Raw genomic sequence first — 14,283 nt, forward strand, 5'->3', positions numbered from 1 at the left:
TGCCCCGCCGCCTTGCCTTTGGCGCGCGTGCAACCCATCTCTTATATCAGAGCCCCTACCGATGGAGTCGAGATGCTCAACACGTTTCAGCAAGCGAGCCACAAGATGCTCCCCACCGCGACGGCCGATGAAGCCGCGCGGCAGGAATTTGCCAAGAGCCTCAAGGGCTTTGTTCAAAGCACCCTGCTCCCCGGCCTGACGCCGGTCTATAACACGCGCGTTTCGGCGGCCTTTGAAAAAGAACATGGCCGCAAGCCCCAGAACCGTCGCGACATCCGCAACGGCATGGTCAAGGACGCCTATTTCCAGCACTATGCCGCGACCAACCGTATCGCGCAGGAATTGCTGTGGGAATCGGTGAATGTCTCGGTCGATCGCCAATTGCCCGAACTGATCGAGCGCGCCCGTGAACTTTCGGCCAGCACCAAGGCGGAACTGCGCATCCCGCCCGATTTCGTGCCGCCGCGTTATGTGACGGCCTTTGACATCCACTGCATGCCCGGCGGCTATTGCAGCGAAGTGGCCAAGGATGACGTGGCCGCCGGCGCGCTCTATGATCGCGGTGTGTTCCTCTATGCGATGGGCTATACCGGCCCGGACAATGATGACATGGGCCGGTCGGTCTGCAACTATCTGCGCCGCAACGCACCCGATTTCAAACCGCGCCGCATCCTCGACATGGGCTGCACGGTGGGACACTCCACCTTGCCCTATAAGGAATATTTCCCCGACGCAGAGATCTGGGGCATTGACGTTGGCGTGCCTTGCGTGCGTTACGCCCATGCCCGCGCCGCCGGGATGGGGCTGGAGGTCAATTTCGCCGCGATGAATGCGGAGGAAACCACCTTCGAAGACGGCTATTTCGACCTCGTGGTCAGCCACATCCTGCTGCACGAAACCAGCGGCAAGGCCATGCCCCGCGTGTTTGCCGAAGCGCATCGCGTGCTGGCGCCGGGCGGTTTGATGATCCATGCTGACTTGCCGCCGTTCGACCTGATGGACCCGTTCACCCAGTTCATTCTGGACAATGAAACCTGGTACAATAACGAACCGTTCTGGGGCGCGATGCGCGATATGGACCAGATCGCTCTGGCCGAAAAGGTCGGGTTTGACCGCGCTGCCGTGAAATTCGACACCGCGCCGATGGCCGTGATGGAATTTGCCGCCGCCGCCGATGGTTACAGCCAGCAGGCCGCCGAAGATGTCGCCGAACGCGAATTCACCGCCGGCGAATTTGCCCCCGGCGGAGGCTGGGAAGTGCTGATCGCACGCAAGGCCGATGCCGCGGCTCTGGCTGCATAAGAGGATTGGACATGAACGATACGATGGACCGCCCTCACGTCATCCGTGACGCCAAGGGCAAGCGCCCCCAGTTCTATGACACCGACGGGCTGGATACGGCCATGTCGATGATCATGGTGCTGGCGAGCGAAATATCGACCCTGCGTGACCGTCTCGACAGCGCCGAACGCGCCGCCAAGGCACAAGGGATCGACCTGGCCGCCGGAATCGAGGCTTTGGTGCTGGATCAGGAAGCATTGGAGGAACGCGAAGCGCGCCGTCAGGACTTCCTTGGCCGCCTGTTCTATCTGGCCCGCAAGGATGCGCAGGAAGCGCGCGATGCGGAGACCGGCGCTGGCTTTGCCAAGACCATCGAGGAAATTGCAGAGCAGTAAGATGAGGATGCGAGAGACTTGTCCCTCGCGCTCCCGTTACTGTCTTTGTTGAACCAAGGGTTGGGCCTTGGTTTAAAATACACAGCGTCGCAGGCCAAAAAGCCTGCGACACTTATTTTTTCATCAGCCGAACCGGAAGGTCTGGCGACACAGCGCCATCCAGCTTGACCTGCGCACGCTTGTCACCCCGCCCGTAAGCGTTCAGGAACAGACCAGCGATACGGTTCGCATCCTTGATCCCCTGCACCGCAGGCGGGCCCTTTTGCGAAAAGTCACAGATCAGCCCGCCAAAATAATGGCTGACATCCGACAAAACCAGACCATAGCGATGTCCACCCGGTGCGGCGGCCTCATAAGCGTCGAGGTGCACTTTCCACCCATCCGCATCCGTTGCCGTCATGCCCGGCACCAGATCCAGTGTCCCGGTTTGCACTAGCGCAGGGACAGAAACCTTGCCGTAGCCTTCACGGGTGATCAGGACCGGAATGGCGGCGGGAGGTGAAAACGCTATCACCGCCTTGGCCATGCCATCGCTTTGCGGCCCGGCCCAGCCCTGCGGCGCCACACTTTGTGCCCCGCCCAGAACCAGCGCGGTCAGCCCGCCATAGGAATGGCCCACCGCCACATAGGGACGATGCCCAATATGCGCCGTCAAGGCCGCAAAATCCTCCAACCGCGCCTTCCAACTGGCAAGACCGGGAAATTTTGCCGTGTCGGGATGTTCGCGCGAATCCACATGCAACGGGGCCAGAACATGCCACCCCGCCGCGATCATCGGGCCAAGCAGCGCATCATAAAAGCGGGGCGATGATCCCGCGCCATGACTGAACAGGATCGTCCCGACGCTGTGGGCGGGACGCCATTCGGTGATGCGGACCTTGCGCCCGACTGCGGCCTCGATTTCGTACACATGCGATGAAGCCGTCGCCAGCGCGGGGATAGCCGCGCCAGCGCCCAAGGCCGCGCCCGATGCAATCAGGGCGCGGCGTGAAAAGCGGGGGCCGTTCACTTCAACGTCTTGAGATAGGCGATCACAGCCTTGCGATCCTCCGCCTTGGGCAATCCGGGGAAGAGCATGATCGTGCCCGGCACCACCTTGGCGGGAGCCAGCAGCCACTTGTCGAGATTGGCTTCATCCCAGGTCAAGCCGGCCTTGGCCATGGCGGGTGAATATTTGAAATTGGCGGCCGCGCCAGCCTTGCGGCCGAACACGCCCGACAGGTTCGGTCCAACCTTGGCCGGAGCGCCCGGCACCACCGCATGACATGCCCCGCATTGCAGGAACAGCAACTTGCCACGAACCGCCGGATTGGCGCCCTGCGCCTGCGCGCTGCCGGCCATCGTCATACCTGCCGCCAGGCCCAAGGCCAGAGCGGTCAGCCCCTTGAAACGCGAATCCACCATTCCACTTCCTCCATTCTACGAGGCGAGCGGCACCCATCAACGCCGCCCGTCCCTATCTTACATCTTATAGGTGAACGTTAGCTGCCAAGTACGCGGATCGCTCATGTAACGCGGGCGAACAACCGAGAAACCAAAGCCCGTGGTCCAGACGATCTGGTTGGTCAGGTTCTTGACATTGGCGCGCAGCGACCAGTTATCTTTGCCAAAACCCAAATAGGCGTTGGCAATCGTGGTGGCCGGAACATGACCGATATAGAGATTGTCCGGCGTCGAATAATAATCCGAACGCGCCGTGGTGTTCACACCCATCGACACTTCGCCGCCATGGGCCGGGACGCTGGCGTCGGCGCCGAACGATGCCTGATATTTGAACACATTGGTCATCGCATTGCCGACATAGGAACCAACGCCCGCGATCGTGGCCGATGATGCCTTGTACTTGCCGTCATTATACGTGCCATTGGCCCAGAGCGTCAGGCCGGTGATGGGCTTGATCGAGAATTCGGCCTCGATCCCCTTGTGGTCGGCGGCATAATTCTGGGTGATGAAGGCACCCGTGCCGGTCACGCCCTGTTGTTGCAGGCTGGAATAATCGTTGAAGAAGGCCGAGATGTTGAGCTTGGCCTTGCGGTCAAGGAATTCGGTCTTGAGGCCGATTTCATAGGCCTTCATCTTCTGCGGGGCGAAAGGCGAATTCAAAGCCACCGCATCGCTGGCCAGACCATTATAGCCGCCCGCCTTGAACCCTTCGGAAAAGCTGGCATAGGCCAGAATGCGCGGCGTGATCTGATATTCCAGCGCCGCCTTGGGCAGGAAAGTGCCCCAACTGTCCTTGCGATTGACCGCGATGCCGGTGATCGTCGCGTTCAGCTTCTTGTCGTCCTGCGTATAGCGACCGCCCAGCGAGAGCGTCAGTTTCGGCGTAAAGTGAATGCCGATCTGGCCAAAAGCGGCATAGGAATTGGTCTCGATGTTGAAGACCGTCGTCGAAGGCGTGAAGAAGATGCTGGACTTCAGCGTCTGGGCGCCCGTTTCACGGAAGTAGTAGAGACCGCCGACATAGCTGACCTTGCCGTCCAGAACATCGCCATGGAGCTGAAGTTCCTGACTGAACGAAGTGTCATGCAGCGACGAGGTACGGTCGAACAGCGAGGTATAGCCCGGCAGCGACAAGCCCAGCGCCGACCATGGCACGCCGCCCGAAAAATCCTGCGCCCAATTGTCGCGCAAATGGCTCCATCCCGTGATCGAGGTCAGCTTGGCATTGCCGACATCGGCCTCGATATTCAGATTGGCGCCATACTGTACCACTTTGGTAAAGCTTTTGGACGGGCTCAACACTGTTTGATACGAACCGCTGGTGGGGGTTACGGCCAGATAGTCATTGCCCGCATAGGTGGGGGAAAGGGCCGACGGATAAAGCCCATCACCATCCAGTGTCGAATAATAGCCCGACAGGCGCGCCGTCAGGCCGGACCCGACATAGGCCAGATCGCCCTTGATGCCGTAATAGTTTTCCGCGCCCACTTTGCGGGCCAGCGTGGCATTATACTGACGCCCGCCATCCTGACCGCGATACAGCGAGGAAACGCCCGCACGCCATACCCCGTCCGAGGAAAGCGGCGTGTTGCCAACCAGCTTGACACTGCGGCCATCCCAGCTGCCGGTCCCCACTTCCACTTTCAGGCCCGGCGTATTGCCCGGTATGCGGCTGACAATCTTGAGCGCGCCGGCCGAGGAATTGCGCCCATAAAGCGTGCCCTGCGGCCCGCGCAGAACCTCGATCCGTTCAATATCCAGCAGGTCGATGAAGGATGCAGCCGCGCGCGGCTGATACACATCATCGATATAGATGCCGACTTCGGGTTCAGAGGTGACATTCGCGCCATCCGTCACACCGCCGCCACGGATATAGGGCGTGATCCCCGCCGAACCGCCCGACACGGTGCGGATCTGGACATTGGGGGCAATCTGGCTGATGTCCTTGACGCTGGTGATGCCCTGTTTGGCGATCGTTTCCGAACCCAGCGCGGTGACGGCCACGGCCACCTTTTGCACGGTCGATGCGGTGCGCGTGGCGGTCACGGTGATCTCGGCATTGTCGGCAACAGGCGCCGTTTCGGCGGCCCTCGCTACGCCTGACATGCCCAGCGCAAGCAAAGCTGCGCCAGCATAAAAACGGTAAGAATTCCTCATGATGATGTCACTCCCCGTGCATGGTTTATCCCATGCATTCGCCGGGAAAACTTGCGTCAGATGACAGACCGAACCATCGCCGCAGGGGGCTTTCTCCGCAGAGCGGGCAGAAAATGTTCGCCCTGCGGAGAGGTGTACCGACATGGTGAAAAGCCACCTTGCGGCAAGGACTTATCCGCCAATTTCCGGCAGGCGATAGCGGCTGAACACCAGCAGGGCGAGACACTGCATCGCGGCTGGAATGGCGCTGTAAAGCAGAACGATTCCGGTGATGGCATGAGGAGTTTGCGCGGCCGCGCCGCCGGTCGATGAAACGAAGCCAAACGCGGTCATCACCAGCCCGGCAATAACCGGCCCCATGGCAAAGGCCAGCTTTTCAAAGGCCGAGAACAGGCCCGCAAAAACCCCTTCATTCGCCACGCCCATCAATCGGCGCTGATAATCGACCGTATCGGTCATCATCGAAAGCGCCAGCAGGATAAACCCGCCATTGACCATGCCGATGATCACCGCACGTACCAGAACCAGCACATGCTGCGTACCCAAAGCCTGGGCGCCAACATGCATCACCACATCATCGGCCGGCGTCGCCCACAGCCAGGTGACCGTCACAGCCACCCAAACCATGGCCGCAACCATATACGAACGCGGCTTGCCAATCCGGCGCGGCAGCCAGAGCCACAGCGGTTGCGCCGCAAGGCTGGCCGCCGACATGCACAGGATGAACATCGGGATCAGCCAGATCGCCTGAAGCGCGTAAAGGAACACAAAGCCGATCACCGTATAGGAAGCGGCCTGACCCACGTTCGAGACAAAACTGGTGGTCAGCAGCACAAGGAAAGGCTTGTTCTGGCGCACTACGGCCAATTGCTGGCGCAAATTACCCGGCACATCGCCTGCCATGATCAGAGGCACGCGGCGCAATCCGCTGGCCGTAATCAGCATGGAAACCAGACAGATCGCGCCCAGCACATAGCTCATCATGTGCCAGCCTTCTGCTGCGCCGCCGAAATGCTCGATGATCGGCTGCGCCACGCCCACCCCGATCAACACCCCAAACGTGGCAAAAAACATGCGCAGCACCATGATCCGGTTGCGCTGATGCGGATCACCCGACAATTCGGCCGCAATCGCCAGATAGGGCACCGAATAAATACTGAAGGCCGTCGAGCCGATAAAGAACAGCGCGCAGACCGTTGCCGCCGCCCAATAGGGGCTGGAAAAACTGGTGGCCGCAAACAGCGCCACAAACGAGGCCGCCGTACCAATGGCCCCGCCCAACAGAAAGGGCGTGCGGCCATAGAGCGCCTTGACCCGATCCGACCATGCACCCACCAGCGGATCGCACAGGATCAGCCACAATTTCGGCCCCAATACCACCAGACCGGCCAGCCAGGCCGGAACACCCAACATCGTGGTCATGAACAGAGGCAGCAACACGGCGGGCGTATCGCGGAACACTTGCGCGCCCAATTGCCCGATGCCATAGCGCAGCACGACGCCGGTTGGCACTTTATCGTGAAGCTCGGCTTGATTTGTAACAGGGGCGGATGACATCGCAGGCATTTCCTGTGGTTTTGGGGGATTGTTCGGTTGGCCCGATTGCACGGGCGCGCCCATCCGTATTCTTGCGCAAGAGGCCCGAACAAAGCGCCTCGCGCCAATTTTATCCACTGATCGGATAACGGGGCCTATTTTTCGGACCAATCGGTCAATTCAAACCACGCAGGCACCATATCCCATCGCATCAAGAGGAACATTCCGTCCCCGGCCCTTACCCAAAGATCCGCCGGCGGCCAGTCATCGCGCCAACGAAGACGATAGTGCCATGCATCAAATTGTCCGGCCGTCACCGACAGATCTTCCTGCCCCATATAGGCGACGGAAATCTGCATCGCCTGCATATGCAGATCCTCTTCGCCATTGGGCGAGATGGAGTTGGTGACGCATAGAATTTCACGATATTCACCCGGTGCGTCGGTCCCCCGCTGATGGATGATCAACGCGTCGCCGGACAAAGGGTGCAGCCCAAGATAGGGCAAGGCCCGCCCCAAAGGCAGATATTCTGCACCACAGCGCACACCGTGCCCATCGACATCAAAACGCATCAGACTTTCCGCGCCATCCTGCCAGATGCGGCAATATCCATCTTGGGGATGCCAATCATCGCCCATGCCGATGGAGACCTCGCGGATCAGTCCGATATCCTCCATCACGCAAAGCGCGCGCAGCAACCGTCGCCCCTGCGTTGAGATCAGGTCGAATGTCTCATGCCCCGTTTCGCGCCCCGTCGCATCGCGATAGGCAATCCGCCCGCACAGGATCATAGGGCCTTCAGGAATTGCGCAATGGCATCGGCCCATGCCTGCGGTTCCTCATCGCAAATGTCGATGCCGCCCCCTGCAATCTCGGCATAGGCGAAATCGGGCCGCATGGCCCGTGCCGTTTGTGCCCATGGATGGGTCATATCCCCCGTATTCGACAGGATCAGCACCGGCAGGGCCAATTGCTGCAAGGGCACAGTATGGTCATAGGCAAAGGCGGCCGTATGGCCATAGGCATAGGCCCCCATGGCATAGGCCTGCATCGCCTGAATCACATAATCGCTGATGCGATCCGGTGCGACCCTGCCTTCGGAAAGTCTCTCGCGGATGCGGGCGATATCCTGGAAATGCGCTCCCTCTGCCCGCGCGACAAAGGCAACTTCGCGGCTGCAAATATCCGTTGCCAACGCCTCACGCTCGGCATCGGGCAGGATCATCGGCCCATGGATGATCAAACCCGTAACACGCTCCGGACAGGCCAAGGCGAATTCGGTCCCCACCAGCGCCCCTGTGTGATGCCCCGCAACCCCGGCGCGCCCGACGCCCAGCGCGTCCAGCACCGGGGCAACACATTGCGCATAATCGACAATCGAAGGCTGTGAAGGCGGCGCGTCGGACAGGCCAAAGCCCGGCATATCGATGGCGACAGGCGCAAAGCCATGGGCGATCAACGGGTCGAAAACATTGTCAAACTGACCGCTTGCCATAATGGCCTGATGCAGCAGAACCAGCGGCATGGCACCGTCGCCCAGCGCAGATGCGGCATATTGATAATGGATTTGGCCAAAGGGACCATCGGTATAGGCGCGGCGCATGGGAACCTCCTGATAGGTCACAAGAGACTGCCCAGCAACGGACTTAATGCCCCGCCTGCTTCGCCAACTATCCGCACAGCGGACTGCGCCGCCCCCGCCATTGCCGCAAGGCCGCCCTGCTGCGCCAATTCGTTCCTTAACCCGCCCCACACGACCTTATTGCACCGAGGCACCATGAACAATCTGTCCGCCCGTCCCCTGACCTCGAAAGAGGAGTTTTCTCGAGGGTGGGGTGTCATTCTGGCCTCGACACTGGGTATCGGCTTGGGGATGGCGGCGGTGCCGACCTATTCGATGGGCCTGTTTGCGCCCCATCTGGTTCGCGAATTCGGCTGGTCGGTGGGGCAAATCATGGCGTCGATGTCGATCATCACGCTGATGTCGCTTTGGGCCGGACCGACTTATGGCGCATGGGCGGAACGTATCGGGGCGCGGCGGATCATTCTGGTGGCCATTCCGCTTTGGGGTCTGGGCTTTATCTCGCTTGCGCTGCTCAATGGTTCGTTGGTGCAGTTTTATCTGACCTGGCTGGCCATCGGGCTGGTGGGGGCCGCGACATTGCCCATCACCTTTACCCGCGCGGTCAACCGCGGCTTTGATAAGGCCAAAGGGCTGGCCTTGGGACTGGCTATGACCGGAACCGGCCTGTTCGGCATTTTCGGCAAGCCGTTTTTGGGTGCCATTCTGGCCGCCTATGGGTGGCGGCTTGGGTTTGTGGCGGTCGGACTTCTTCCCATCCTGATTGCCTTTCCCGCGGCATGGTTCCTGTTCCGCGAGGATGATCGCAGCCTGCCCGATGGCAACCATGTGCCGGTGGAGCGGCCCGGCATGACCGTGCCCGAGGCGCTGCGCGACTGGCGTTTCTGGTTGATCGCGGCGGCGTTGGTGCCCACATCCTTTGCCATGGGCGGGCCGGTGCCCAATCTGGAACTGATCCTCAAGGATGGCGGCCTGACGGCGGAGCAAGCGTTGACGGTTACGCCGCTGATCGGGCTTGCCGCGATTATCGGGCGGCTGGTGGGCGGCTGGTTGCTTGACCGCATCTGGGCGCCGCTGGTGGGTTTTGTCATCCTCTCCCTGCCTGCGGTCAGCCTGTGGTATCTGGGCAGCGGCCTTCTGGATGTTGGCAACGCGCGCCTTGCCACCTTTGTCCTCGGCTTCGCGCTGGGCATTGAATATGATATGGTCGCCTTCTTCGTCGCGCGTTATTTCGGGTTGCGACGCTATGGGGCCATCTATGGCTTGCTCTATGTCTGCTTTGCGGCCGGGGCCGGGTTTTCGCCGATGATTTTTGGCCATAACCACGACACGACCGGCAATTTCCACGCGATCCTGTCGGCATCGGCTGTGGCGCTTTTGCTGTCGGCGGCCAGCTTCCTTCTGCTGGGACGCTATCGTCAGTTCGAAAGGTAACCGCCCCGCGTCCTAGCGCTCGAACAGGCGGTCGGCCAAGGGTTCGCGCGCTTGCCAATGGCGCCGCGCCAGTTCGGGTTCATCGGCGGCTTCCTCTGGATAACCAAGGCACAGAACCGCCACCAAGGACCAATGGGCCGGTACGTCCAGCATGGCCGTCACGACTTGCGGGTCAAGGATAGATACCCATCCTATCCCGATCCCGCGAATACGCGCGGCCAGCCACATGGTCTGGATCGCCGCGGCACAGGAATAGCGCAGCATTTCAGGCATCGTGGCTATGCCAAGCCCATGGCCTGCCTGCGCCTGTTCATCGCAAAATACCGCCATCAATTCCGGCGCCTCGCGAATACCGTGCAACTTGAGCGCGAGATAGGCCTCCTCTTGCGCCCCTCCGGCATAGCGTCGGGCCGTCAGGGCCTTTTGCGCATCCACATGGGCGGCCAATCCTTCGCGCAGACCGGCGCTGCGCAAGCGGACAAAGCGCCACGGCTGTGCATTGCCGACCGATGGCGCCAAGGCGGCGCTGGCAAGCACTTCGGCCAAATCCTCCTCCGCCACCGGGCGCGGGGAAAAATGCCGCACATCCCGGCGCCAGCGGAGCAGTTGCATGAACTGCCCGGCAAAGGCCGCGTCAAATTGGGGCGGGCCCTCGCTCAAAACTCAATGCCCGCCTGCGCCTTCACGCCGGAGCGGAAGGGGTGTTTGACCATCGCCATTTCCGTGACCAGATCGGCCGCCTCCATCAAGGCGTCAGGCGCATTGCGTCCCGTCACGATCACATGCTTCATTTCCGGCTTGGCGCCCAAAACCTCCAGCACTTCATCCAAGGGCAGGTAATCATAGCGCAGCACGATATTGAGTTCATCGGCCAGAACCATATGATAGGCCGGATCGGCAATCATCCGCTTGACCTCTTGCCAAGCCACGCGGGCCGATGCGATGTCACGGCTGCGGTCCTGTGTGTTCCAGGTAAAACCTTCACCCATCGGCTTGAATTCGACATTGTCGGGAAAAGCGTCAAAGACTGCCTTTTCACCCGTGACCATCGCGCCTTTCACGAATTGGACGACGCCCACCTTCATCCCATGCCCGATGGCGCGCACCACCATGCCAAGGGCGGCGCTGGTCTTGCCCTTACCCTTGCCGGTGTGGACGATCAGCAGGCCCTTTTCACGGGTTTTGGTTTCCATGATCGTGTCGCGCGCGGCCTGTTTCTTGCGCATTTTCTCGGCATGGCGCTCATTATCAGTTTCCACCACTTCGTTCCCTTCGCATCAGATAGACATCCATGATCCAGCCATGCGCCGCGCGTAATTCCGCCCGACGTTCTGCAATGCGCGGCGCGGCCTCTCTCAAAGGCCCATGTTCGAGCGCCTCTTGCGGCATACCCAGATAGGCGCCCCACCAGATCGTGATCCCCGCCGGGTCCAGAACGTCAAAGGCACAGCCACCGTCCAGCATCACCACCAGAGTATCGAACCCATCGGGCCAGCCATATCGGCCCAGCAACCGCCCGGTGGTAATCACCAAAGACCCCGCCAGAGGGTTGAGCGGAATGGCATGGGCTGCGGTCAAAGCCTGAATGCTGGTGATGCCGGGGATGACCTTGACCGCCACCTCCATCCCGCCTGCCATCAACCTTTCGGCAATCCGTAGGCTGCTGTCATAGAGCGAGGGGTCTCCCCAGACGAGCAGGGCCATCCGCCCGCCATGCGGCAAATGCAACGCCATCTGATCCCGCCAAGCCTGCGCAATGGCATCGTGCCATTCATGCACCGCGCGCCCATATTCGGCCCCGCCGTCACGGACGGGCATGTCGAATTCGACAATGCGGGCGGTACGATCGAGAAACTGCGCACAAATCTCGCGCCGCACATCGACTAACTCCTCTTTTCCCTCGCCCTTGCGCGGCAAAAGAATCAGCTCCGCATCCCGCATGGCCCGCACCGCCTGCGCCGTCAGATGGTCCGGATTGCCGGTGCCAATGCCGATCAGGAACAGTTCCATCATACCGGGGCTATCATGTGAAAAAAGCTGCCCGTGACATGGCCACGCCATGATCCGGTTTCAGCGACAGCCGCACCATTGGCATCGGTGACATGGGCCAAAGGTGCATCGCGCTGATCCACGATGGTGGAATAATGAAACTCATGCCCGCGCCATGACGATCCCGCCGCAATCCCGCCGATTGGGGCCAACAATTGCGCCTGACGATAGCCAAGGTGCATCTTGCGTTTGGCATGGCTGGTTGTCAGGCTCAAAAGGCCCGCCATGGTGTGACGTTCCCCGTTCTTGTCGATCAACCCTTCGCCCAGCACCATATAGCCACCGCATTCGCCATGAACGGGCCGGGTTTGCGCATGACAACGCAGGCCGGACAGAAAGTTCTCCGCCGCCGCAATCCGCCCGCCGTGCAATTCGGGATAGCCGCCCGGCAGCCAGACCAGATCGGCGTCCTTATCCGGCGCCTCGTCCGCCAAAGGCGAGAAGGGCAGAACCTGCGCGCCCGCCGCCCGCCATCCAGCCAGCAGATGGGGATAGATAAAGGAAAACGCCTCATCCTGCGCCAAGGCAATCCGCTGAGCTGGGGGCTGACCGAATGCCGAACCCGGCACGCTATCAACCCTGCCTTGCGACGCTTGGCGTAGGGCCACCAAATCGACATGCTGACGCAGGAAATCGGCATAGTCATCCAGCTTCCGGTCAAGGTCGGCATGCTCGACCGCCTGTACCAACCCCAGATGGCGTTCGGGCAGGGTCAGATCGGTCCGGCGTGGCAACACCCCCAGCACCGGGATGCCCACGGCCTCCAACCCCTTGCGGATCAGGCTTTCATGGCGCGCACTGGCAACACGGTTCAGGATGACGCCGGCGAAAGGCAGATCGGGATCGAAGCGGTGAAACCCCAAAGCCGTGGCCGCCGCCGATTGCGCCTGACCCGATGCGTCAAGGACCAGCACCACCGGCCACCCCAGCCGCCGCGCGAGATCGGCGCTGGCCCCATTGCCCCATGCGCCCGCCGCCGCCACGCCGTCGAACAGGCCCATCGACCCTTCGGCCAGCACCATGTCCGCGCCGACGCAATGGGCGGCAATGGAGTCCATCAACCCTTCGCCCATGGCCCAACTGTCCAAATTGAATGATGGCCGCCCGCATGCCGCGCGGTGAAAGGCCGGATCGATATAATCCGGCCCGTTCTTAAAAGGCTGAACCACCACCCCATCCTGCCTCAGCGCGCGCAGCAGGCCCAGCATCACTGTGGTCTTTCCCGCCCCGGATGAGGGCGCGGCGATCAAAAGGCCCGGAACACTCATTCCTCGACCCCCGCGAAACGCGATGCGGCATTCTGCGGGCGAAACCGACGGTCATAATTGGCGGCATAGAGGCTGCTCTCCCCAAACCCGTCGGCGTTCAGAACCGGGCCGACAAGGATTAGCGCAGTGCGCTCCATTGTGCCCGCCACGGCATCCGCGACCGTGGCCAAAGTGGCTCGCACAATCCGCTGATCGGGCCAGCTTGCGCGCCACACCACCGCGACCGGGCAATCACCGCCATAGGAAGGGGCCAGATCCTCGACCACCTTGGCCAGATTGTGAATCGAGAGGTGTATGGCCAAGGTCGCGCCGCTCATCGCAAAATTGCGCAGGTTTTCGCCCGGCGGCATCGAACTGGCCCGCCCCGGCGTACGGGTCAGGATCAGCGATTGCCCCAGTTCCGGCAGGGTCAATTCGCATTCCAACGCCGCCGCCGCCGCCGCAAAGGCAGGCACGCCGGGGGTCATGGTAAAAGGAATATCCATCGCGCGCAGCCGACGAAGCTGCTCCCCCATGGCCGACCACACCGAGAGGTCACCCGAATGGAGCCGCGCCACATCCTGTCCCCGCGCATGGGCCTGCGCGATTTCCGCCATGATCTGATCCAGCGAGAGCGGCGCTGTGTTGACGATATGCGCGCCGGGGGGACAATGGCCCAACACCGCCTTCGGGATCAGCGATCCGGCATAGAGACACACCGGACTGGCCGCGATCAGGTCGCGCCCGCGCAGGGTCAGAAGATCGGGCGCGCCCGGCCCCGCGCCAATGAAATGAACGGTCATAGGATGTGCCCCTCGGCAATGGCGCATGTTGCCATGCGGTCGATGGAAATGCGGCGCGGATGGATCAGACGGGCGCCCGCACCACCCCCGGCCAGAGCGGCGGCTTCGGCCACGCTGCCTGTGCCTCGCGCGGCCTGGCTATGCTTGGAAACGGTTGCGGTCCGGGCGGCGCGCAAAGCCTCTGCGTCGAGCCCGATGACCGGCAATCCGATTTCGCGGGCCAAAGGTTCCAACGCGCCGAGCTTATCCTTCGCCGTGGCCAGATGGGTGATCTCCACCGCCCCATGCCCCGCCAAGGCGCAACGCAGGGACGCAAGTGAAGCGCCCCCGCGAAAGCCAAATCCGGCCACGATCAT

Annotated in this window: 15 protein-coding genes; 3 read left to right on the forward strand and 12 right to left on the reverse strand. The window is 61.5% G+C overall.

All coding sequences use genetic code 11. From position 1 onward, the window contains the following. The first annotated feature begins 72 nt into the window (after positions 1–72). Both ACZ9HU_RS02920 and ACZ9HU_RS02925 read left to right on the forward strand, forming a co-directional pair. Positions 73–1,302, forward strand: a complete 1,230-nt coding sequence (locus ACZ9HU_RS02920; protein ID WP_476102131.1) for a methyltransferase domain-containing protein — start codon at positions 73–75, stop codon at positions 1,300–1,302. An 11-nt stretch (positions 1,303–1,313) separates the two neighbouring features. Beyond that, positions 1,314–1,676, forward strand: coding sequence for a hypothetical protein (locus tag ACZ9HU_RS02925; protein ID WP_476102133.1), 363 nt, complete (start codon positions 1,314–1,316; stop codon positions 1,674–1,676). A gap of 112 nt (positions 1,677–1,788) precedes the next feature. Here the strand turns inward: ACZ9HU_RS02925 and ACZ9HU_RS02930 are convergent, their stop codons facing one another. The 6 genes from ACZ9HU_RS02930 to ACZ9HU_RS02955 form a co-directional block, all read right to left on the reverse strand. Next, entirely contained in the window at positions 1,789–2,685 is an 897-nt protein-coding gene (locus ACZ9HU_RS02930; protein WP_476102135.1) for an alpha/beta fold hydrolase, read from the reverse strand. Beyond that, positions 2,682–3,080, reverse strand: a complete 399-nt coding sequence (locus ACZ9HU_RS02935) for a c-type cytochrome (protein ID WP_476102137.1) — start codon at positions 3,078–3,080, stop codon at positions 2,682–2,684. The genes ACZ9HU_RS02930 and ACZ9HU_RS02935 overlap by 4 nt, the downstream gene beginning before the upstream one ends. Before the next feature lie 57 nt (positions 3,081–3,137). Further along, positions 3,138–5,276, reverse strand: coding sequence for a TonB-dependent receptor (locus tag ACZ9HU_RS02940; RefSeq protein ID WP_476102140.1), 2,139 nt, complete (start codon positions 5,274–5,276; stop codon positions 3,138–3,140). Positions 5,277–5,447: 171 nt separating this feature from the next. Continuing rightward, entirely contained in the window at positions 5,448–6,833 is a 1,386-nt protein-coding gene (locus tag ACZ9HU_RS02945; protein ID WP_476102142.1) for an MFS transporter, read from the reverse strand. 134 nt (positions 6,834–6,967) lie between these two features. Then, positions 6,968–7,603: a hypothetical protein gene (locus ACZ9HU_RS02950; protein WP_476102144.1), complete on the reverse strand. Its 636-nt coding sequence runs from the start codon at positions 7,601–7,603 to the stop codon at positions 6,968–6,970. Next, positions 7,600–8,415: an alpha/beta fold hydrolase gene (locus ACZ9HU_RS02955; RefSeq protein ID WP_476102146.1), complete on the reverse strand. Its 816-nt coding sequence runs from the start codon at positions 8,413–8,415 to the stop codon at positions 7,600–7,602. Before ACZ9HU_RS02955 ends, ACZ9HU_RS02950 begins: the two co-directional genes overlap by 4 nt. A gap of 174 nt (positions 8,416–8,589) precedes the next feature. Here ACZ9HU_RS02955 and ACZ9HU_RS02960 point away from each other — a divergent pair, with 174 nt between their 5' ends. Continuing rightward, a complete protein-coding gene (locus ACZ9HU_RS02960; RefSeq protein WP_476102149.1) occupies positions 8,590–9,828 on the forward strand; it encodes an MFS transporter in 1,239 nt (412 codons plus the stop codon). A gap of 12 nt (positions 9,829–9,840) precedes the next feature. On the opposite strand, the gene bluB is transcribed toward ACZ9HU_RS02960, so the two are convergent. The 6 genes from bluB to ACZ9HU_RS02990 are packed head-to-tail and all read right to left on the reverse strand — an operon-like array spanning position 9,841 to position 14,283. Then, entirely contained in the window at positions 9,841–10,488 is a 648-nt protein-coding gene (gene bluB, locus ACZ9HU_RS02965) for a 5,6-dimethylbenzimidazole synthase (RefSeq protein ID WP_476102151.1), read from the reverse strand. Beyond that, positions 10,485–11,054, reverse strand: coding sequence for a cob(I)yrinic acid a,c-diamide adenosyltransferase (gene cobO / locus ACZ9HU_RS02970; protein WP_476102402.1), 570 nt, complete (start codon positions 11,052–11,054; stop codon positions 10,485–10,487). Before cobO ends, bluB begins: the two co-directional genes overlap by 4 nt. A gap of 22 nt (positions 11,055–11,076) precedes the next feature. Further along, a complete protein-coding gene (gene cobF / locus ACZ9HU_RS02975) occupies positions 11,077–11,841 on the reverse strand; it encodes a precorrin-6A synthase (deacetylating) (protein ID WP_476102153.1) in 765 nt (254 codons plus the stop codon). Further along, positions 11,838–13,145, reverse strand: a complete 1,308-nt coding sequence (locus ACZ9HU_RS02980; RefSeq protein ID WP_476102155.1) for a cobyrinate a,c-diamide synthase — start codon at positions 13,143–13,145, stop codon at positions 11,838–11,840. Before ACZ9HU_RS02980 ends, cobF begins: the two co-directional genes overlap by 4 nt. Beyond that, positions 13,142–13,927 (reverse strand): precorrin-4 C(11)-methyltransferase, encoded by a 786-nt coding sequence (gene cobM / locus ACZ9HU_RS02985; protein ID WP_476102157.1) that lies wholly within the window; start codon positions 13,925–13,927, stop codon positions 13,142–13,144. The genes ACZ9HU_RS02980 and cobM overlap by 4 nt, the downstream gene beginning before the upstream one ends. Beyond that, positions 13,924–14,283 carry a cobalamin biosynthesis protein gene (locus tag ACZ9HU_RS02990; RefSeq protein ID WP_476102404.1) on the reverse strand — a complete coding sequence of 120 codons (360 nt, stop codon included), beginning with the start codon at positions 14,281–14,283 and terminating at the stop codon, positions 13,924–13,926. The genes cobM and ACZ9HU_RS02990 overlap by 4 nt, the downstream gene beginning before the upstream one ends.

It is taken from the genome of Novosphingobium sp. Sphag1I, assembly GCF_056279125.1.